The 20,901-nt window shown below is 70.3% G+C and carries 19 protein-coding genes; 7 read left to right on the top strand and 12 right to left on the bottom strand.

Annotation, left to right across the window (positions count from 1 at the left end; translation table 11 throughout):
• The first annotated feature begins 1 nt into the window (after position 1).
• A complete protein-coding gene (locus tag K8940_RS01450; protein WP_223392779.1) occupies positions 2–1,015 on the top strand; it encodes an aldo/keto reductase in 1,014 nt (337 codons plus the stop codon).
• On the opposite strand, the gene K8940_RS01445 is transcribed toward K8940_RS01450, so the two are convergent.
• Positions 1,012–2,049 carry a cupin-like domain-containing protein gene (locus tag K8940_RS01445; RefSeq protein WP_223392778.1) on the bottom strand — a complete coding sequence of 346 codons (1,038 nt, stop codon included), beginning with the start codon at positions 2,047–2,049 and terminating at the stop codon, positions 1,012–1,014. The genes K8940_RS01450 and K8940_RS01445 overlap by 4 nt on opposite strands.
• A gap of 134 nt (positions 2,050–2,183) precedes the next feature.
• Between K8940_RS01445 and K8940_RS01440 the strand changes: the two genes are divergently transcribed.
• From K8940_RS01440 to K8940_RS01420, 5 genes are all read left to right on the top strand, one after another.
• Positions 2,184–2,954, top strand: coding sequence for a sulfite exporter TauE/SafE family protein (locus tag K8940_RS01440; RefSeq protein ID WP_223392777.1), 771 nt, complete (start codon positions 2,184–2,186; stop codon positions 2,952–2,954).
• A gap of 118 nt (positions 2,955–3,072) precedes the next feature.
• Complete coding sequence (gene trhA / locus K8940_RS01435) at positions 3,073–3,768, top strand: PAQR family membrane homeostasis protein TrhA (RefSeq protein ID WP_223392776.1); 696 nt, start codon at positions 3,073–3,075, stop codon at positions 3,766–3,768.
• Between the two features lie 22 nt (positions 3,769–3,790).
• A complete protein-coding gene (locus K8940_RS01430; protein ID WP_223392775.1) occupies positions 3,791–5,062 on the top strand; it encodes a patatin-like phospholipase family protein in 1,272 nt (423 codons plus the stop codon).
• A gap of 79 nt (positions 5,063–5,141) precedes the next feature.
• On the top strand, positions 5,142–5,795 hold the full coding sequence (locus tag K8940_RS01425) for a DUF2799 domain-containing protein (protein ID WP_223392774.1): 654 nt from the start codon (positions 5,142–5,144) through the stop codon (positions 5,793–5,795).
• 69 nt (positions 5,796–5,864) lie between these two features.
• Positions 5,865–6,776 carry an AraC family transcriptional regulator gene (locus tag K8940_RS01420; RefSeq protein WP_223392773.1) on the top strand — a complete coding sequence of 304 codons (912 nt, stop codon included), beginning with the start codon at positions 5,865–5,867 and terminating at the stop codon, positions 6,774–6,776.
• Here K8940_RS01420 and K8940_RS01415 read toward each other — a convergent pair.
• A complete protein-coding gene (locus tag K8940_RS01415) occupies positions 6,773–7,447 on the bottom strand; it encodes an HAD-IA family hydrolase (RefSeq protein WP_223392772.1) in 675 nt (224 codons plus the stop codon). The genes K8940_RS01420 and K8940_RS01415 overlap by 4 nt on opposite strands.
• Positions 7,448–7,604: 157 nt before the next feature.
• Between K8940_RS01415 and K8940_RS01410 the strand changes: the two genes are divergently transcribed.
• Positions 7,605–8,360 (top strand): SDR family oxidoreductase, encoded by a 756-nt coding sequence (locus tag K8940_RS01410; protein WP_223392771.1) that lies wholly within the window; start codon positions 7,605–7,607, stop codon positions 8,358–8,360.
• Positions 8,361–8,373: 13 nt separating this feature from the next.
• On the opposite strand, the gene K8940_RS01405 is transcribed toward K8940_RS01410, so the two are convergent.
• The 10 genes from K8940_RS01405 to K8940_RS01360 form a co-directional block, all read right to left on the bottom strand.
• Positions 8,374–8,715 (bottom strand): hypothetical protein, encoded by a 342-nt coding sequence (locus K8940_RS01405; RefSeq protein ID WP_223392770.1) that lies wholly within the window; start codon positions 8,713–8,715, stop codon positions 8,374–8,376.
• Positions 8,716–8,798: 83 nt separating this feature from the next.
• On the bottom strand, positions 8,799–9,812 hold the full coding sequence (locus K8940_RS01400) for a lipid A-modifier LpxR family protein (RefSeq protein ID WP_411675572.1): 1,014 nt from the start codon (positions 9,810–9,812) through the stop codon (positions 8,799–8,801).
• A gap of 181 nt (positions 9,813–9,993) precedes the next feature.
• Complete coding sequence (locus K8940_RS01395) at positions 9,994–11,877, bottom strand: ribonucleoside-diphosphate reductase subunit alpha (RefSeq protein WP_223392768.1); 1,884 nt, start codon at positions 11,875–11,877, stop codon at positions 9,994–9,996.
• Positions 11,878–12,375: 498 nt separating this feature from the next.
• The gene (locus K8940_RS01390) at positions 12,376–13,581 is read right to left on the bottom strand and encodes an OmpA family protein (RefSeq protein ID WP_223392767.1); all 1,206 of its coding nucleotides are present in this window, start codon (positions 13,579–13,581) and stop codon (positions 12,376–12,378) included.
• 346 nt (positions 13,582–13,927) lie between these two features.
• On the bottom strand, positions 13,928–15,076 hold the full coding sequence (locus K8940_RS01385; RefSeq protein ID WP_223392766.1) for an ABC transporter permease: 1,149 nt from the start codon (positions 15,074–15,076) through the stop codon (positions 13,928–13,930).
• Complete coding sequence (locus K8940_RS01380; protein ID WP_223392765.1) at positions 15,073–16,008, bottom strand: ABC transporter ATP-binding protein; 936 nt, start codon at positions 16,006–16,008, stop codon at positions 15,073–15,075. Before K8940_RS01380 ends, K8940_RS01385 begins: the two co-directional genes overlap by 4 nt.
• Positions 16,005–17,000 (bottom strand): HlyD family secretion protein, encoded by a 996-nt coding sequence (locus K8940_RS01375; protein ID WP_223392764.1) that lies wholly within the window; start codon positions 16,998–17,000, stop codon positions 16,005–16,007. Before K8940_RS01375 ends, K8940_RS01380 begins: the two co-directional genes overlap by 4 nt.
• Entirely contained in the window at positions 16,997–17,638 is a 642-nt protein-coding gene (locus tag K8940_RS01370; protein ID WP_223392763.1) for a TetR/AcrR family transcriptional regulator, read from the bottom strand. The genes K8940_RS01375 and K8940_RS01370 overlap by 4 nt, the downstream gene beginning before the upstream one ends.
• A 107-nt stretch (positions 17,639–17,745) precedes the next feature.
• Positions 17,746–18,582, bottom strand: a complete 837-nt coding sequence (locus K8940_RS01365; protein ID WP_223392762.1) for a class I SAM-dependent methyltransferase — start codon at positions 18,580–18,582, stop codon at positions 17,746–17,748.
• 53 nt (positions 18,583–18,635) lie between these two features.
• Positions 18,636–20,843, bottom strand: a complete 2,208-nt coding sequence (locus K8940_RS01360; RefSeq protein WP_263285787.1) for a copper-transporting P-type ATPase — start codon at positions 20,841–20,843, stop codon at positions 18,636–18,638.
• Positions 20,844–20,901: the final 58 nt, after the last annotated feature.

Below are 20,901 nucleotides of genomic sequence, written 5' to 3'. Positions count from 1 at the left end.
GATGGAATACCGCACGCTGGGCCGCTCCGGCCTGAAGGTTCCCGCCCTGAGCTTCGGGGCCGGCACGTTCGGCGGCCAGGGGCCGCTGTTCTCGGCCTGGGGCGACACCGACGTCGCCGGGGCCCGCCGCATCGTCGACATCGCCCTCGAGGCCGGCATGACCCTGTTCGACAGCGCCGACGTCTATTCGAACGGCGCGTCCGAGGAGATCCTGGGCGCCGCCCTGGAGGGCCGCCGCGACCAGGCCCTGATCTCGACCAAGCTGGGGCTGAACGGTGGAACCTCGCGCCAGCGCCTGATCCCGGGCGTCGAGGCCGCCCTGAAGCGCCTGAGGACCGACCGCATCGACCTCCTGCAGTTGCACGCCTTCGACGGGACGACGCCGGTCGAGGAGACCCTCTCCGCCCTCGACGATCTCGTCCGGGCGGGCAAGGTTCTCTATGTCGGCGCCTCGAACTTCGCCGGCTGGGAGCTGATGAAGTCCCTGGCCGCCGCCGACCGGCTCGGGCTGCCGCGCTACGTGGCCCACCAGGCCTACTACTCGCTGATCGGCCGCGACTACGAGTGGGAGCTGATGCCGCTGGGAGCCGACCAGGGCGTCGGGGCGATGGTCTGGAGCCCGCTGGGCTGGGGCCGCCTGACCGGCAAGATCCGGCGCGGCCAGCCGCTGCCGGAACAGAGCCGCCTGCACCAGACCGCCGACGCCGGCCCGCCGGTGGACGACGAGCGCCTCTACCGCGTGGTCGACGCCCTGGACGCGATCGCCGCCGAGACGGAGAAGACCACGCCCCAGGTCGCCATCAACTGGCTGCTACGGCGCCCCACGGTGTCCAGCGTGATCATCGGCGCCCGCACCGAAGAGCAGCTGCGCCAGAACCTGGGCGCGGTCGGCTGGAGCCTGACGGCCCAGCAGGTCGCGCGCCTGGACGCCGCCAGCGCCGTGACCCCGGCCTACCCCTACTATCCGTACTGGCGCGAAGGCGGGTTCCGGGCGCTGAACCCGCCGCGGGTCTAGGGCTTGCCCGGACCGCCCAGCACCCGGCGCAGGAAGGCGGTCATCTCGGCCTCGCGCCTGGCGTCGGGCTTGGCCTCCAGCACGCCGCGCCGGCCTTCGGGAATGTGCGCGGCCGGGTCGCCGTTGGCGTGGAAGACGTAGTGCTCGAAGAAGGCCCGCCACGCGTTGCGCTGCTTGGCGGGCAGCCGACGGACATTGCGCAGGGCGTGGACGAAGGCGTCGAACGGCTGGCCGCCGATCCCATTGGCCAGCATGTCGGCCGGCTCCCACCAGTAGTTGACCAGCATGTTCAGCGGCCCGGTCGCCTGGACGTGATGCCACCACAGGGTCGGGATGTAGATCGCGTCGCCCGGCTCCAGTTCGGCGACCAGGGCCGCCTCCAGGGCGTCGGCGAACCTGGGGAAGCGCTCGAGATCGGGCGGGTCCAGCGGCGCCAGGCTGATCGGCCGCCCGGCCGGGGTGAAGTCCAGCGGCCCGACATAGAGGTTGCCCACCTGGTCGGGTGGAAACAGCGTGAAGCGCCGCCGGCCGCCCACCACCACGGCGATGTTGTCGGACATGTCGTGGTGGGTCTGGATGATCGAGGCGTTGCCGATCCACAGGCGCGGCGCGATCCCCTCGTCCAGCAGGTCCAGGGCGTTGGCCGCCTCGAAGCCCGGCAGCGCCTGGGCCACGGGGGTCGAGCCCACATAGATCGCCGGCGGCTCGGGATGGTCGGCCAGGCGCAACAGCTCGTCCAGCGCCTTGCCCAGCGGAACCGGGCGGCGGTCGAAGTTCAGCCCCTGGCCGGTCTCGTCATAGAAGAACCGCCCGCCGATGGCCGGCGCGCCCAGCATGGCCTCGACGGTCGCGCCGCGATCGAAGCCCTTCAGATAGTCGGCCAGGGCGTGGGGCGAGATCCGCGCGGCCCTCACCGCCGGCCAGTCGCGGGCGATCCCGCGCAGCACGGTCGGCTGGTACAGCGGCGTCAGGTCACGCGCGAAGGTCTCGGCGTCGATCTCGTGGATTTCGGACAGCCGTCCGGGCGGAGCCATGCGGGGCGACTTCGTGGGGGTGAGCGCGGTCAGGCTAGGCGGGCAAATCGGCGGATGCGTTACCGAACGTTGCAGTTCCGCAAAGAACGGCCGAACGATCTCGCCAAATGGCGGAATACTGCTAAGCCTCGGCCATGCTGACCGATCCGTTCTTCTACGCCGTGGCCATTCCCGCCGTGATCCTGCTGGGCATGACCAAGGGCGGCTTCGCGGGCATCGGGGTGATGGCCGTGCCGCTGATGGCCCTGGCGGTCCCGCCGGTCATGGCCGCCTCGATCGTCCTGCCGATCCTGCTGGTCCAGGACGTGGTCAGCGTCTGGGCCTTCCGGAAGAGCTGGGACAAGGGCCTCCTGATCCTGATGCTGCCGGCCTCCGCGGTCGGGATCTTCCTGGGCTGGGCCCTGGCCGCCTTCGTCAAGGAGGCCGCCGTCGAGCTCACCGTGGGCGTGATCTCGGTGGTCTTCGCCCTGCAGCGCCTGTGGGCCGAGCGCGCCATCAAGGCCGCCGAACAGATCGAGGCCGGCCCGGCCCGGCCCTGGCTGGGCGTGCTGTGCGGCGGGATAGCCGGCTTCACCAGCCAGATCGCCCACGCCGGCGGTCCGCCCTTCCAGATCTATGTGCTGCCGCGCCGCTTGGCGCGCGACACCTTCATCGGCACCAGCGCCATCTTCTTCGCGATCGTGAACTGGATGAAGGTGCCGGCCTATGTCGCGCTCGGCCAGTTCACGCCCAAGGTGCTGGCCACCGCCGGGGTGCTGCTGCCGCTGGCCATCGTCTCGACCTGGGCCGGCGTCTGGCTGGTCCGCCGCGTGCCGGCCGAGGGCTTCTACAAGGTGATCTACGTGCTGCTGGTGGCGGTCGGCGGCAAGCTGGCCTTCGACGGGGCGCGAGGGTTGTTCTTCTAGCGGTCGATTTCCGCCACATCGTGTCGCGGACGCCCTTTCGCGGCCACGATGATCGACGCTTATATGTCACGGAACGAACCTACCGTTCGCACGTACTCCCATCGGATTGGGCGGGGCCATGACTGCGACCACCAACACGACCGACATCGTCGTCACCGAGCAACCGGTCGCGACGCACTACCCCACGGCGGGCGCCAAGTGCGCCGACCTGGTGGTGCATCTGGCGGGCCTAGCCTGCGCCCTGCTGGGCGGCGGCATCCTGCTGGGCCTGGCGTTCGGTCTGGGCGACCTCAAGCAGGTGGCGGCGGTCAGCGTCTACACCGTGGGCCTGATCCTGATGCTGTCGCTGTCGACAGCCTACAACTTCGCCAAGGCCCGCTGGCGGCCGCTGCTGCGCCGCTTCGACCACGCCGGCATCTTCGTGATGATCGCGGCATCGTACACACCCTTCACCACCCAGAACCTGCACGGCTGGTGGGCCATTGGCATGACCACGGCGGTGTGGACCGTGGCGGGGATCGGCGTGGCGGCCAAGCTGTTCCTGCCCGGCCTGGACAAGCGCTTCTGGGTCGGCCTTTACCTGGCGCTGGGCTGGCTGGTCCTGGTCGCCATCAAGCCGATGATCGACGGCCTGTCGTGGGTGGCCCTGCTGCTGCTGGCGATCGGCGGCGTCGTCTATTCCACCGGAACCATCTTCTACCTGATGCGTCGCCTGAAGTTCCGCCGCGCCATCTGGCACGGCCACGTGATCGGCGGCGCCGGCCTGCACTACGCGGCCGTCCTGGTGGGCGTGGTCCTGTCCAGCGCCCGCTAGGAAGGCCTTCGGAGAGTTCAGCTTGGATCGGGATCCCACCGGCAAGATCAGCCTTCAGGGCTTCTTCAAGGACTGGAAATCCGGCGATCCGCTGCGCGGCAAGCGCCTGCCCGCCCCGCCCTCGGACCGCCCGGTCCAGGCCGTCGGCTTTCCGGGCGTGCGCCTGAGCGTCGACCAGGCCGACGACGCCCTGCGGCAGGCCGCCGACCGCCTGGCGCCGTTGCGCTCGCTGATCGGCCGCGACGAGTTCAACATCCTGGCCCTGTCCGGCGGCGCGTCCGGCGGCGCCTACGGGGCTGGTGTTCTCGCGGGCCTCAGCAAGGCCGGCCGCCGGCCCGACTTCGCCATCGTCACCGGGGTCAGCACCGGCGCCCTGATCGCGCCCTTGGCCTTCCTCGGCCCGGCCTGGGACGACCGCCTGACCGACGCCTATGTCGGCGGCCACGCCACCGAGCTGCTCAGCCTGCGCCGCCTGGGGCCCGCCCTGGGTCCCAGCATCTTCAAGGGCGAGTCGCTGGACGCCCTGGTCGAGACCTTCGTCGACATGGAGATGGTCGAGGCCGTCGCCGTCGAGCACGCCCGGGGCCGGCGCCTGCTGATCGCCACCACCAATCTCGACAGCCAGCGGGCCGTGGTCTGGGACATGGGCGAGATCGCCACCCGCGGCGGCGAGGAGGCCCTGAAGCTGTTCCGCACCCTGCTGGTGGCCTCGTCCTCGGTGCCCGGCATCTTCCCGCCCAAGCTGGTCGAGGTCGAGACCGACGGCCAGACCTATCAGGAGATGCACGTCGACGGCGGCGTCGCCGCGCCGCTGTTCCTGATGCCCGACGCCCTGCTGCACTGGCGCAACCTCGGCCCCCGCTTCCGGCGCGGCCGGGTGCACGTGATCGTCAACACGGTGCTGGATCCCTCGACCCAGTCGACCCCGCCGGGCGTGGCCTCGATCATGGCCCGCAGCTTCGACACCATGCTTCGGTTCTCGTATCGCCAGGCCCTGAGCCTGGCCGCCGGCTTCTGCTCGCGCCACAACCTTCCGCTCAGCGTGGCCTCGATCCCCAACAGCTTCGAGGGCATGAACCTCCTGAAGTTCGAGACCGACCTGATGCGCCGCATCTATGACGCCGGGGTCGAGCAGGCGATGCAGGGCTCGGTGTGGACCAGCGCGGTCGAGGAGCAGAGCCTGTGGCGCGGCCTGTTCAAGAAGCCGCTGTCGGCCTCGGCGGCCGCCGGCACCGGCGTGATGATCCGCGACGCCCCCGGCCCCGTGGGCATCGAGGCGCCGCTGGAGCCCTAGGGGCGAGCGGCGAACACCGTTCAGCCACGGTTCACACGGCCAAGCTCTAAGCTCTTCCGACATAAGGGGAGCTTTTTGAATGCCGAGCCCATCGATGCGGAGCCTGGTCGTCGGGACGCTGGTCGCCGTCGGCGCGCTGATCACCGCCAGTTGCGCGACCATCAGCAAGGAGCAGTGTATGCGCGGCGACTGGGGCGCGGTCGGCTATGACGATGGGCTGGACGGCCGCCCGATGAGCCGGCTCGACGACCACGCCAAGGCCTGCGCCAAGGTCGGGGTGACGCCGGAGCCCGTCCCCTATTTCGCGGCGCGCGCCGAGGGGCTGAAGCGCTATTGCACCGAGCCGAACGGCTTCCGGGTCGGCCGCGAGGGCCAGACCTATGCCGGGGTGTGTCCGCCCCCGGCCGAGGCCGAGTTCCTGGGCGGCTACGCGGACGGCGAACGGGTCCACGCGGCGACGCAGCGCCTGGAGTCGGCGCGGTCGGATCTCAGCGCGGCCGACGCCCGGGCCGAGAAGCGGGCCCGCCAGGCCGACGGGGTCGAGGACGAGCTGCGCAATCCCAAGCTCACCGACGAGCAGACCCGCGAGCTGCGCGACCGCTTGAACCGTCTGCGCCGCGAGCGCCGGGACGCCATCGAGGATGGCCGCCGGGCCGACGCGGCGATCCGCGACGCCGAGCGCGAGGTCGACGACCTGAGAGCCCGCTTCTCGCCGCGCTACGGTGGGTGGTGACCGTCGGCTGGACAGAGCTTCACGGATGATCGATCATCAAATACCGACATTTGATTTCTGATCGTCCACATGGATCCTCTCAGCGACGTCATCGCGCTGCTCCGGCCGAACTCCGTCGTCGCCAAGCCGATCACCGGGCGAGGCCGTTGGGGCGTGCGCTACGCCGCCCATGACGCGCCCGGCTACACGATCGTCCTGAAGGGCCGGTGCTGGATCACCTTCCAGGGCCAGGCGCCGCTGAAGCTGGAGACCGGCGACTTCCTGCTGCTGCCGTCCACCCCGGCCTTCGTCCTGGGCAGCGACCCGGACGACGACGGCGCGCTCCGCGATCCCGGCGACGCGCCCGTGCGGCACGGCGACCAGACGGGCGAGGCCGAGTTCGAGTCCCTGGGCGGCGCCTTCCGGATCGAGACGGTCAACGCGCCGCTGCTGCTGGCCCTGCTGCCGGGCATGATCCACATCCCGGCTGCGGAGGGACGGACCGCCCGGCTGGGCGCCGTGATCGCGCTGATCATGGACGAATGCGCCGGCGAGGATCCGGGCCGCGACATGATCCTGCAGCGCCTGCTGGAAGTGCTGCTGGTCGAGGCCCTGCGCTGGCGCGGCGTGGCGCGGGACGACGCCCGGGCCGGCCTGCTTCACGGCCTGCGCGACCCGGCCCTGGCGCGGGTGCTGCGCGCCATGCACGCGGACGTGCGGGCCCACTGGACGGTCGCCGGCCTGGCCCGGGTCGCGGGCCTCTCGCGGTCGGCCTTCGCCGCGCGCTTCGGCGAGGTGCTGGGCTGCGGCCCGATCGAATATCTGGCGCGCTGGCGCATGGCCCTGGCCAAGGACGCGCTGATCGGCGGGGCCAAGACCCTGGACCGGATCGCCGACGAGATCGGCTACGAGTCGGCCAGCGCCTTCAGCACCGCCTTCCGCAAGCGGCTGGGCTGCTCTCCCGGCCGGTTCGCGCGGGCGGGCGGCGCGGTCCCCGCCTAGGCTCCGCGCAGCGCCCAGGTCCGCGCGGCGTGGCGGATGGCGAGCGCGCCATCGGACGGCTCGAGCGTCAGCTCGCGATAGTCCAGGATCGCCGGATGCGGGAAGTCCATCGGCGCGTGATGGGTGGCGGTCACGACCAGCACCATCGCGCCGGCGCTTTCGGCGGCGGCGACGCCGGCCACGGAGTCCTCGACGACCAGGCAGCGGTCCGCCGTGGTCCCCAGCCGCTGGGCCGCCAGCTGGAAGCAGTCGGGGGCCGGCTTGCCGCGCGCCACGTCCTCGGCGGCGATCAGCAGCGGCGGGACGGGCAGGCCGGCCGCCTCGATCCGCCGCAGGGCCAGGGCGCGCGGGGCCGAGGTGACGATGGCCCAGCGATCCACCGCGAGCGCGGCCAGGAAGGCGGCGGCGCCGGCGATCGCCTCGATCCCGACGACGTCCGCGATCTCGGCCCGCGTGATCGCCGCGGCCTCTTGTTCTGGATCGACGCCGGGCAGGCCCAGACGCCGAATGGTCTCGACCGACTGGACGCCATGGATCGTCGGCAGGAAGGCCTCGACGTCGAGACCGCGCCCCACCGCCCAGGCGGCCCAGACGCGCTCGGCCGCCTTGATCGAGGTCAGGATCGTTCCGTCCATGTCCAGGAGAACCGCATCGATCGGCCGCGTCCGCATTCCGCTCTCCTCTTCCCGTGGGGCCGATGGCCCTGCGCGCCGTCCTATCATCGCGTCCCGGATATGGATAGTTGGAAACGAATTATGGATCTTTGATTATCGTCCGTCCCAGCCTTTGCCCGTAGTGAAGCGATCGTCCCATCCTTGGAGGTCCTTCATGCCCACCATCCTGATCACCGGCGCGTCCTCCGGCTACGGCCTCGAGACGGCCCGCCATTTCCTGGCCAAGGGCTGGAACGTCGTCGCCACCATGCGCCGGCCCGACCCCGCCATCCTGCCGCGCTCGGAGGCCCTGCGGATCGCGCCGCTCGACGTCACCGACCCGCGCAGCATCGCCGACTGTGTCGAGGCCGTCGGGCCGATCGACGTCCTGGTCAACAATGCCGGCATCGGCGTGGTCGGCGCCTTCGAGGCCACGCCGATGGCGCATATCCGCAAGGTGTTCGAGACCAACACCTTCGGCGTCATGGCCATGTGCCAGGCCGTCATCCCGCGAATGCGGAGCCGCCGTGCAGGCGTCATCGTCAATGTGACGTCCAGCGTCACCCTGGCCGCCTTCCCGCTCGCCGCGGCGTACAAGGCCAGCAAGCAGGCGATCGAGGGTTTCTCGGAATCCCTGGCCCTGGAGCTTGGCTATTTCGACGTCCGCGTGAAGCTGGTCGAGCCCGGCTACGCCCCCACCACCCGGTTCACCCAGAACACGTCGATCAATCCGCTGGACCTGATCCCCAAGCCCTACGAGGGCTTCGCCGCGCCGATCTTCACGGCCTTCGCCACGCCCGCGATGACGACGAAGGAGATCGACGTCGCCCAGGCAGTCTGGGCGGCGGCGAACGACACCACGGGTCGGATCCATTTCCCGGCCGGCGAGGACGCCGTCGATCTGGCCAAGCGGCGCGCGTTCGGCGGCTGAGCCCGCCGGCGCGTCAGGCCTTCTTCAGCCAGCGGGCGCGCAGCTTGGCGACGTTCGGCGGGTCGGCGCGGAAGTCCGAGGCCAGGCCCAGGCGGGCGTTGCACGAGGGGCAGCGGACATGGTCCTCGTCGGCCAGCTCGGCCGGCGGGTCGAAACGGGCGCCACAGGGCTTGCACTTCCAGTCGCCCGTCGGCGCGGGGGGCGGCGGGGGCGGCGGCGCGGCCTGGGACCCCGTGAACACGGTGGTGCGGGCCGACGGCTTGACCATGCGTTCGAGCGGCGGCGGCCCGCCGGGGGCGGCGACCGGGCTCTTCAGGCTCAAGGTCTTGCGGCGCGGGGGCTCGCTCTCGCTCATGATCTCGCTGGCGGCAGTGGACGGGACGGCGCTTGCTGCATGATAGCGGCCGGAAACACAAGCTTAATAGGGGAAAAGAGCCCCTACCAGTGCGGCTTCAGGCTGAATGACAGGGCGACCACGTCATCCTTCTGGGTCGCCAGACCCATGATGCCTTCCTTGGCCCGGATCTCTCGGTGGATATAGCCCAGCGAAGCCTGCATCGGCCCGCGCCGCCAGGCGACGCCGGCCTGGCTGTCGCCGATCAGGCGGCTGGTGACGTCCTGGGTCAGGCCCGCGCGGCTCCAGTCGCCGTTCTGGCCGCGCAGCATGTTCAGGCCCACGGCCCGGCCGCTGGCGGCGGCGAAGATGTACCAGCGCCCCCGGTCGCCGAAAGCCTCGTCGCCCTCACGCACGCCCAGGGCGTCGTTCACCCGGTCGCCCATGTTCTTCTTCTTGCCCAGGCGCACGGTGGCGCCGGCCTCGGCCGAGCCGCCGGCCCCGCCATAGCCGATCCCGGCGTGCGGCGTGACGTCCAGGGCGAACTTGCGGCCCTTCAGCGAGACGGCCGAGGGCCAGCCCCGCGTGACGGTGACGTCGACGTCCTGGACGTCGTAGGCGTCGCTATCGGGACGGACCAGGGTCAGGGGCGCGACGGCGGCGGTCTTGGCCACGCCGGCCATCGAGACGCGGACGCTGTCGATCGGGCCGCCGGCCTGGGCCTGGCGGGTGAAGGCGTTCGAGCGCCAGGTCACCGGGCCCGCGCCGTCATAGTAGCGGTCGGCGTCGAGGAGGCGGGCGTCGCCGGCCACGGCGGCGGGCGAGAGGGCGAAGCCGCCATCCAGCTCAGCCTCCGGCGCGGCGACGTCGCGCGCGGCGAAGCCGGTCATGCCGGCGGAGTCCATCTTCGCCGGATCCAGGGGGCGCAGGGTCTCGGGCTTCAGCTGGAAGGACATCTGGGCGGGAGCGGGCGTCACAGGGGCCTTGGCCGCCTTGGCGGGCTTGCCAGCCTGCTTGCCGGCCAGTTGGGCCGCGCAGGCGCCGCCCGCGTACGCGCTGGCCATGGTCGCCACCAAGGCCATCAAGCAGAAGACGGTACGCTCCCCAGCGACCCGCATCTCGGATTCCCCAATCCCAATGGACGTCCAGCCTACGCGCTTCTCGCCGCCTGTCCACGGTGACGAATGCGCACATGGTGAACCGCCATCAACGTCTCGGGTTCCCCCACGGAGCCGAAACGCGAAACGGCGGCGCCGATCGCTCGCGCCGCCGCCCGGATATCATACGCTCGTGACGCCTTTATTGGCAGGCGAGGCACTCGTCGTAGTCGGTCTTTTCCGGAACGTCGAAGCCGCTGGCGACCGCTTCGGCCTTGTCCTCGGCGCCGGCGTAGGCCGCGCGCTGCACCGACTTGGAGCGCAGGTAGTACAGCGACTTCACGCCGCGCTCCCAGGCCATCCAGTGCAGCATGTGCAGGTCCCACTTGTCGACGTCGCCCGGCAGGAAGACGTTGACCGACTGGCTCTGGCAGATTTCCGGCGTGCGGTCGGCGGCCAGCTCGATCACCCAGCGCTGATCCAGCTCGAAGGCGGTCTTGTAGACGTCCTTCTCGTCCTGGTTCAGGAAGTCGAGGTGCTGGACCGAGCCCTCGTGCTCCAGGATCGAGCCCCACACCGCGTCGGTGTTCTGGCCCTTCTCCTCGAGCAGCTTCTCCAGATAGGGGTTCTTGACCGCGAACGAGCCCGACAGGGTCTTGTGGGTGTAGATGTTGGCCGGGATCGGCTCGATGCCCGCCGAGGTGCCGCCGCAGATGATCGAGATCGACGCGGTCGGGGCGATGGCCAGCTTGTGGGCGAAGCGCTCCTTGGAGCCGCGATCGGCGGCGTCCGGGCACGGGCCCTTCTCCTCGCCCAGCGCGATCGAGGCCTTGTCGGCCTCGCGGCGCAGGTGCTTGAACATCCGCATGTTCCAGCTCTTGGCCAGGGCGCTCTCGAACGGGACGTTCTGGCTCTGCAGGAAGCTGTGGAAGCCCATCAGGCCCAGGCCCACCGAACGCTCGCGCATGGCGGCGTAGGCGGCGGTCGAGGCCGCGTCGGGCGCGCGGTCGATGAAGTCCTGCAGGACGTTGTCGAGGAAGCGCATGACGTCCTCGATGAACGTCGGGTGGTCGCGCCATTCCAGATAGGTCTCGGCGTTGACCGACGACAGGCAGCAGACGGCGGTGCGCTCCTGGTCCAGGTGATCGGTGCCGGTGTGCAGCATGATCTCGCTGCACAGGTTCGACTGGCGCACCTTCAGGCCCAGCTCACGCTGGAACGAGGGCATGGCGCGGTTCACCGTGTCGGAGAAGATCAGGTAGGGCTCGCCGGTCTGCAGGCGCAGTTCCAAAACCTTCTGCCACAGGGCGCGGGCGTCGACCTCGCGCAGGACCTCGTTGGTCTTGGGCGAGCGCAGGCCGAACTTGGTCCCGTCACGCACGGCGTGCATGAACTCGTCGGTGATGCTGAGACCGTGGTGCAGGTTCAGGGACTTGCGGTTGAAGTCGCCCGACGGCTTGCGGATCTCGAGGAACTCTTCGATTTCCGGGTGGTGGATGTCGAGATAGACGGCGGCCGAGCCGCGACGCAGCGAGCCTTGCGAGATGGCCAGGGTCAGCGAGTCCATCACGCGGATGAAGGGGATGATGCCCGAGGTCTGGCCCTGGCCCTTGACCTTCTCGCCGATGGAGCGGACGCCGCCCCAGTAGGTGCCGATGCCGCCGCCATTGGCGGCCAGCCAGACGTTCTCGTTCCAGACGCCCAGGATGCCGTCCAGGCTGTCGTTGACGGCGTTGAGGAAGCAGCTGATCGGCAGGCCGCGGTCGGCGCCGCCGTTCGACAGCACCGGCGTGGCCGGCATGAACCACAGGCGGCTCATATAGTCATAGACGCGCTGGGCGTGGTCGGCGTCGTCGGCGAAGGCCGTCGACACGCGCGCGAACATGTCCTGGTAGGACTCGCCCGGCAGCAGATAGCGATCTTCCAGGGTGGTCTTGCCGAAGTCGGTCAGCAGGGCGTCGCGCGAGCGATCGACCTCCACCTTCCGCACCAGCGCCAGCTGGGGCCGCTTGCTCGGCTTGATCGCCGCCAGCCGGGCTTCTTTCCGAACGCTCGTCTTCGCCGCTTCACTGCCGTTCATGACCAAATTCCATTGCTCAATCAGCGTGTTCCGGAGAAGGGAATAACCCCGGTCAGCCGCTATATCTTGTGGCTGAGGAGCCCCCTCAACCCAGATATGGGGCCACAGTGGTGAACGACTCGTCAACGCCCCTGGGCTGAGTTTTTCGTTAACAAGCTGTGAACGGCCGCAACTTGCCTAGGCGGGACAAGGGGTTGCCTGAGCGAACTTTTTTCAGCCGCCGCGGTACGCCGCAAGAGCCCCCTGGACATCCGCCCCCGGACAACGCCGTTCGTCAACAAGCTGACCACAAGGGATAGTGGTCGACGGTGGACAGCGCCCCTTCGGATGTCGCCGGGGACCACCTCGACGAAAGCCCCGGAAACCGGGCCTTCGGATCAAATGTGGGATCGATGGACCCGGCCGCCAAGCGTCGCCGCCCCGAGATTCGGCGTTGGAGTCCGGACAAAGAGAAAGGGCCCGGCGTTTCCGCCGGGCCCTCCCGAGTCTTCAGTCGATTCGATCTTAGAAGTTGATCGAGATCGTCGAGCGACGGTTCAGCGGTTCCTTCACGCCATCGCCGGTGGCGACGGCCGGAGCGCTTTCACCCTTCCAGTCGACGGCCAGGGCCGACGTCGGGACGCCTTGCGAGGCCAGGGCGTCAGCGACGGCCTTAGCGCGGCGTTCCGAGAGCTTCACGTTGTACTTCGGCGAACCCGAGGTGTCGGTGTGGCCGACGACAACGATCTTGGTCGCGTGACCGTCGTTGGCGTACTTCGCGGCTTCCGTGACCACCGATTGCGCTTCCGGCGTCAGGACCGATTGGTCGAACGGGAAGTACACGATGAACTCGCGGGCCTCATACTGCGGCGGCGGCGGAGGCGGCGGCGGCGGGGGAGGCGGCGGAGGGGGCGGCGGCGGAGGCGGCGGCGGAGGGGGCGGGGGCGGCGGAGGCGGCGGCGACGCGAACGAGTAGCGGAGACCCACGGTCACCGACTGGTCCTTGTACTGGCCTTCGAAGGCGCCCGGCTGGATCGCGCTGGAGCCCGTGGTCTGCCAGGTGTGATCCGCGCCCGTGATGTAGCGGTAGGTGAAGTCGATCTTCAGCTTGTCCGTCGCCTTGATCGAAGCGCCAGCGATGGCCTGCCAAGCGACGGCCAGGTCGTTGTCGTCGACGGTCAGGTTCTGGATGGCGGGGTTCGTGGTCGTGATCGCGCCAACGCCGCTGAACTGGCCCAGGGCCTTGACGTCCAGACGGTTGATGCCGACGCCGGCGCCCAGGAACGGGTTCAGCCAGGAGTCCGGAGCGAAGTCATAGATGACGTTCGCCATCAGGCTCCACGACTCGATCGAACCGTCCGGCGAGCCGCAGGTCGGAGCGGCGGCGGTGCGGGTCACGCCCGGGGTGCAGAGGCCGACGGGCTGGGCGCGGACGGCGTTGCCGTGAACGCTCTTCAGGTCGCCGGGGCGATAGCCGCCCTCGACTTCAGCGCGCCAGTGCGGGTTGAACTGATAGCCGAGGCGGACGAAACCGGTCCAGTCCTTCTCGGACTTCCACGACCAGTGATAGTGCGCGCCGTCCGAAGCGTTCTGGTCCGACTCGGACTTGATGCTCTGCGGCCAGTGGTAGCCAAGGTCGACCGCGCCGTACCAGCCGGTCTCTTGGGCCGAAACGCCCGACGCGGCGAACACCGCGGCCAGAGCAGCTCCCGCCAGGAGGTTGAGTTTCATCGTTGAAGAGCCCTCTATTGCCCTGCCCAGGCCGGAGACCGACCGAGCACTGTTATACCAAGGCGAACGCCACGGGAAAGTGTCAGCAGGGACACACTCGTCAGGTTTCGCCCCCTGCTCTTTGCTCAGGAAAGCTAAACAAGACCGCCCCTCAGAATCGTCTTCCGAGCGTGTCCGCCGACATCCACGAGAGATAAGCGTCAGCTGTGTTGGGTTCGCACGTGAACCGTTTGCACGCAAGGGCTCCAAGCCAGGAAATGGCCAAGCATTCGCGGAGCGTCGCCGAAAATCCTCACCTTTTGGCGGACTTCGTCAGGTCCTCGACGGACTCTTAACGAAACGTGACCTAGTCCAGCGTGGTGCGATAGCGCGCCATCGCCAGCCCCGAGACCACCAGCACGAACAGTCCGAGGGCCGCGAGACTTGGCCATAGCTGAGCCATGTCCAGCCCCTTGAGCAAGGCGCCGCGCACCACCCTCAGGAAATGCGTCACCGGGATCACGCTGCCCAGGGTCTGGGCCCAGCCGGGCATGCCCCGGAACGGGAACATGAAGCCCGACAGCAGGATCGACGGGAAGATGTAGAAGAACGACATCTGCATCGCCTGCAGCTGGGTGCGCGCCACGGTCGAGATCAGGAAGCCCAGGCACAGCGAGCCGACGATGAACAACAGGACGCCCAGCGACAGCGCCGCCCAGCCGCCGGCCATGGGGATGCCGAACAACGCCCGGGCCAGCATCAGGATCACCGCCGTCTGGATCAGACCCACGGCCACATAGGGGGCCAGCTTGCCGATCATCACCTCGATCGGCCTGGCGGGGGTGGCCAGCAGGCTCTCCATGGTCCCGCGCTCGTATTCTCGGGTGACGCCCAGCGAGGTCATCATCACCAGGGTCATCGACAGGATCACGCCCAAGAGACCCGGCACGATATTGTACGCGGTGATGGCCTCGGGGTTGTAGCGGCGGTGGATCACCACCTCGAACGGATCGCTCCCGGATTTGGCCACGGCGCCGACCAGGTCGCGCGACAGGGCCACGCGGGGCAGGCTGGCGAGAGCCGCGATCGCCCCGCCGGTGGCGGCGGGGTCCGAGGCGTCGGCCTCGACCAGGATCTGGGCCGCGTCGCCACGCACCACGCGGCGGGTGAAGTCAGCCGGGATGGTCAGGGCGAACTGCACCTCGCCCCGCGCCACCGCCTCGTCCAGCTCGCGAGGCGATCCCGCCACGCGGACGATCTCGAAATAGCCGCTGTTGACCAGGGCCGAGAGGGTCGAGCGGGCCATCGGCCCCTGGTCCTGGACCAGCACCGCCGTCGGCAGGTCGCGAGGATCGTTGTTGATGGCGTAGCCGAACAGCAGGAGCTGCACGATCGGCATGACCAGGATCATGGCGTAGGTCAGCCGGTCGCGGGTGAGCTGGATGAACTCCTTGATCAGCACCGCCAGTATGCGGGCGCCGGAGAGGCCTCGCCTTCTCTCTCGGGTCGCGCTCATTGGAAGTTGTCCGAGGACTGATCCATCAGGCGGATGAAGACGTCCTCCAGGGTCGGCTGGACCTCGGTCCATTCCAGGGGCGCCTGGCGATAGGGGGCGATGGCGGCCTCCAGCGCGGCGCGGTCCGTGCCGCTGACGTGCAGGGCCGCGCCGAATGGAGCGGCCATGACCACGCCGGGCTTGTCGGCCAGCGCGCGCGCCAGCCGGTCCGCCCCCATGCCGTCGGCGGTCTGCCCTTCGGCGCGGAAGGTGACGAGACCGCTGGCGGCGATCACCTCGTCCGCCGTGCCCCGCGCCATCAGCCGCCCATAGGCGATATAGGCGATGTCGTGACAGCGCTCGGCCTCGTCCATGTAGTGGGTCGAGACCATGACGGTCAGCCCCTCGCCGGACAGGGCGTGGATCTCGTCCCAGAACTCGCGCCGCGCCTTCGGATCGACGCCCGCCGTGGGCTCGTCCAGCAGGAGCAGCTTGGGCTGGTGCATGACGCTGGCGGCCAGGGCCAGGCGCTGCTTCCAGCCGCCCGACAGGCTGCCGGCCAGCTGCTTCTTGCGGGCGGTCAGGCCCAGTCGGTCCAGGCTCTCCTTCACCCGCTCGCGCCGCCGGTCCAGTTCGTGGACCCGGGCGACGAAGTCGAGGTTCTCCTCGATCGACAGGTCCTCGTAGAGCGAGAACTTCTGGGTCATGTAGCCGGTCTGGCGCTTGACGGCCTCGGCGTCCTTGCGGAAGTCCAGGCCCAGCACCGCCCCCTCGCCACTGTCGGGCGTCAGCAGGCCGCACAGCATCCGCAGGGTGGTGGTCTTGCCCGAGCCGTTGGGGCCGAGGAAGCCGGTGATCCGCCCCTTGCCCACCTGGATCGAGACGTCCTGCACCACGTGGCGCGGGCCGAAGCTCTTGTTCAGCCCCCGGACGTCGACGGCCAGATCGCTCACTTCTCGTCCTCCAGCGGAACGATGTCGACCGGCTGGCCGACCGCCAGGGGCGCGCCCGGATCGGGGCTCGCTTCGGGCTTGGCCTCGACCAGGAACACCAGCCGCTGGCGGGCCTCGCGGCTGTAGATCACCGGCGGGGTGAACTCCGAACGCGGCGAGACATAGTTGATCCGCGCCGCGCGCTCGGCCCCGCAGCCGTCGCACGAGAAACGGACGGTCATGCCCGGCCGGTAGCGCGCCACCTCGGCCTCGGGCACGAAGAAGCGCACGCGCACGCGGCTGTCGGACAGCAGGGCCACGACCGGCTGGTTGGCGGCGGCCCATTCGCCGGGCTGGTAGAAGACGTCCTGCACCCGCGCCGCCGCCGGGGCGCGCGGGCTGATCTGGTCCAGGCGGTCCTGGGCGGCGGCCAGGGCCTCGCGGGCCGAGGCGACCGCGGACCGGGCCGCGCTCACCGCGTCCGGCCGCGCCCCCAGGGTCCCGACGTCCTTGCGGCGGGCCACGGCGGCGGCGTTGGCGCGGGCGGTGTCCAGGGCGGCCTTGACCTGGTCCAGCTTGGCGGGGGCGTAGACGCCCTTGCGCACCAGTGGGGCGAAACGGTCGTAGTCGGCCTGGGCCTGGCGGACCTGGGCCTGGGCCGCGGCGCGCTCGGCGTCGTAGACCGCCAGCTCCTGCGGGCGCTGGCCCTTCTCGGCGTCACGCAGCTGGGCCGAGGCGATGGCTGCCTGGGCGGCGGCCTGGTCGCGGGCGGCGGTCAGCTGGGCCGCGTCCAGGGCGAACAGCGGCTGACCCGCCTTCACCTGGTCGCCGCGCTGGACGGCCACAACACTGACCAGGCCCGCGTTCGAGGCCCCGACATACAGCGTCTCGCCCTCGACATAGCCCGACAGGCGGTGCGGCCGATGGGCGTCGGGTCCCAGCAGCTTCCAGCCCAGGAAACCGGCGACGCCGACCACGGCCGTGACGGCGATGATCCGAACCGCGGGCCTCATGGCAGCATGACCACGCGCGAGGCCAGGCCCGTCAGCACGGTCTCGCAGTGCTGCAGGGCCAGGGCCTCCAGGTCGAGGGCCGACGCCCCCACCGGGGTGAACGTTTCCTGCCAGATCACCCCCATCAGGACCGGGCCGACGATGCTGAAGGCCTGCAGGCGCGGATCGCCCGGGCGGATCTCGCCCCGGTCCTGGGCCTTGGCCAGCGCGCCGGTCATCGCGCCGAGCGCGCGGCTGACCACCTCGTCGTGCCAGACGCGGGCCAGCTCCGGGAAGTTGCGCGACTCGCCGATGACCAGCTTGGCCACCGCCCCCAGGCGCGTGGTCCCGATGACCTTGACGATGCGGCCGATCACCAGGCGCAGCAGGTCCGGAAACGGCAGGGTCGCCTGGGCCAGCAGGCCCTCGACCATGTCCAGATTGGGGGCCACCGCCTCGCGCACCACCGCGCGGAAGATGTCCTCCTTGGTCTCGAAATAGAGATAGAGGGCCCCCTTCGAGATCCCAGCCCGTGCGGCGATCTCGTCCAGCTTCGCGGCGGCGAAGCCCTTCTCCGCGAACACCTCGAGCGCCGCCTGGACGATCTCGCCCGGCCGCGCCTCGCTGCGCCGCCGCCATTTGGGGGAACGGGCCTGCATTTTCTCGAGTCCATATATAACTGACTGGTCGGTTATATATGGACCTGTGGAAAACTCAAGGCGCTCCGCCTTTCCGCTTTCGCCGGGAAGAGCGGATGTTAGGGGCGCTACCCCTCCGCCGAAACCAGCCAGCAGGCCGAGTTCATGTGAGCGACGCCGTCCTTCACATGGGGCTCCAGCGCCCGCGTCACGGCTTCGCGGACCTTTTCGCGCACGGTCTCGTCCTGGTTCGCCAGGGCCGGGTTCAGCGGGCCGACGCGCAGGCTCATGGTCAGGAGCTCGTCGAAGCTGACCGGGGTCGGATCGTCCAGCCGATCGATGCGGACATCATGCCAGCCGGCGGCCTCCAGAATGGTTCGCGTGCGGTCAGGATCGGCCAGGCCGAAGCGGCCCGGCGCGTCCTTCTCGAACGCCGGGACCGCCGGCAGGAACGGCGCGGCGGCTTGCAGCGGGACCAGCGAGATGGCGTTGTCCTCGGGTCCGCGCCAGCTGGCGAAGACCAGCCGCCCGCCCGGCGTCACGGCGCGCCGCAGGTTGGCGAAGGCCGCGACGGGATCGGGGAAGAACATCACCCCGAACCGCGAGACGACGGCGTCGAAGCGCGGCGCGAAGGCGTGGGTCTGGGCGTCCGCCAGGACGAAGTCGACGCCCTCCAGCCCCGCCTCGCCCGCCCGGCGGCGCGCCAACTCGACCAGGGCCCCGGAGATGTCGGCCCCGACGGCCTGGCCCTGCGGCCCGACCCGCCAGGCGGCCTCGAAGGTGGTCGCGCCCGCGCCGCAGCCAACGTCCAGCACGCGCTCGCCGGCCCGCAGATCGGCGCGATCGACCACCGCCTTGGCGATCGGCGCGTAGAGGCGGTCCAGCAAGGCCTGCTGCTCGACCCAGACCTTGCCGGCCCGGTCCCAGTAGGCCGACATGTCCTTCTCCAGAACGGTGTCGCTCATCACGCCTCTCCTCTTTTCGCCAGAGGCTGATGTCGGCGGTGGCGCGCCCCGGTTCAAGCCGCGTCCAGTTTCACCGACCGCAGCCGCAGGGCGTTGCCGACCACACTGACCGACGACAGGGCCATGGCCGCCGCGGCGATGGCCGGCGACAGGGTCCAGCCGAACACCGGATACAGCGCGCCCGCCGCGATCGGCACGCCGGCGACATTGTAGGCGAAGGCGAAGAACAGGTTCTGGCGGATGTTGCGCATCACCGCCCGCGACAGCCGGCGCGCCGAGACGATGCCGCGCAGGTCGCCCTGCAGCAGGGTGACCCCGGCGCTTTCGATGGCGACGTCAGCCCCCGCGCCCATGGCGATCCCGACCTCGGCGGCGGCCAGGGCCGGAGCGTCGTTGACCCCGTCGCCGGCCATGGCCACGCGGCGGCCCTCGGCCCGCAGCCGCTGGACCACGGCGGCCTTGTCGCCGGGCAGCACCTCGGCCTCGATCTCGGTGATGCCCAGGCGCGCGCCGACCGCCTGGGCGGTGGCGCGGTTGTCGCCGGTCAGCATGACGATCCGCACGCCCTCGGCCTGGAGCGCGGCGACGGCGTCCCTGGTCGTCGGCTTGATCGGGTCGGCGATGGCCAGGGCCGCGACCGCCCGCTTGTCGACGGCCAGCAGGATCACCGTGGCGCCGGACCGCGCCAGGCCCTCGGCCCGCGCCGGCAGGTCGCCGGCCTCGACCCCCGCCTCGGCCAGGAAGCGCGTCGAGCCGATCAGCAGGTCATGGCCCTCGACCACGCCCAACACGCCGCGCCCGACCGGCGAGTCGAAGCCGCTGGCCTCGGCCAGAGCGAGGTTCCGCTCGGCGGCGGCGCGCAGGATGGCGGCGGCCAGCGGATGCTCGCTGCCCCGTTCCAGGCTGGCGGCCAGACGCAGGGCCTCGTCGGCCGGAAAGCCGTCGACGGTCAGGATCTCGATCAGGGCCGGCCGGCCCTCGGTCAGGGTGCCGGTCTTGTCGACCACCAGGGTGTCGATCGTCTCCAGCCGCTCCAGGGCCTCGGCGTTCTTGATCAGCACGCCGGCCCGCGCGCCGCGCCCGACCCCGACCATGATCGAGATCGGCGTGGCCAGGCCCAGGGCGCAGGGACAGGCGATGATCAGCACCGACACCGCCGCCAGCAGGGCCCAGGCCAGACGCGGGCTGGGCCCGACCAGCGCCCAGGCCGCGAAGGCCAGGACGGCGACGGCGATCACGGCCGGCACGAACCAGCCCGACACCTGGTCGGCCATGCGCTGGATCGGCGCGCGGCTGCGCTGGGCAGCGGCCACCATGCCGACGATCTGGGACAGCAGGGTGTCGGCCCCGACCTTCTCGGCCCGCATCACGAACGAGCCGGTGCGGTTGAGACTGCCGCCGATCACCGGGTCGCCCGGATGCTTGGACACCGGCATGGACTCGCCGGTGACCATCGACTCGTCGACCGAGGCGACGCCGTCCACGACCCGGCCGTCGACGGGGACCTTCTCGCCGGGCCGGACCCGCAGGTCGAAGCCGGCCTCGATCGCCTCAACGGCGACCTCGACGTCCTGGCCGTCGACGAGGCGGCGGGCGGTGCGGGGCGCCAGGTCCAGCAGGGCGCGGATCGCCCCCGAGGTCCGCTCGCGGGCCCGCAGCTCCAGCACCTGGCCCAGCAGCACCAGCACGGTGATCACGGCGGCGGCCTCGAAATAGACGGGCGGCGTCCCGTCCATGCCCCGGAAGGCCGGCGGAAACAGGCCCGGCGTCAGGACCGCCGCGACGCTGTAGAGCCAGGCCACCCCGATGCCCATGGCGATCAGGGTGAACATGTTGAGATGGCGGGTGACCAGCGAACGCACGCCCCGTTCGAAGAACGGCCAGCCGCACCACAGCACCACCGGCGTGGCCAGGGCGAACTGGATCCAGGCGCTGGTCGGCCCGTGCAGATGCAGCGGCAGGCCCAGGTGTCCGCCCATCTCGAGGACGAACACCGGCAGGGCCAGGACCAAGGCGACCCAGAACCGCCGGGTCATGTCGCGCAGCTCGGCGCTGGGCCCGTCGTCGTCGAGCGTGACCGTCAGCGGCTCCAGGGCCATGCCGCAGATCGGGCACGCCCCCGGCGCGGGCAGCCGGATCTGCGGATGCATCGGGCAGGTGTAGATCGTCCCCGCCACGGCCGGGGCGACCGGCGGCGCCGGCGCGTGGGCGCCATGGTGGTGATGGTGGTGGTGGGCGTCGTGCGCGTCAGGCTCGGCCATTCCCGTCTCCCGCTGAGGCGACCATACGACGCCGCGCCGTTTCCACCGCCTTGATCGG

The organism is Caulobacter segnis (assembly GCF_019931575.1).
Classification (GTDB): domain Bacteria; phylum Pseudomonadota; class Alphaproteobacteria; order Caulobacterales; family Caulobacteraceae; genus Caulobacter; species Caulobacter segnis_C.
This window is presented reverse-complemented; position numbering and strand designations above follow the sequence as displayed.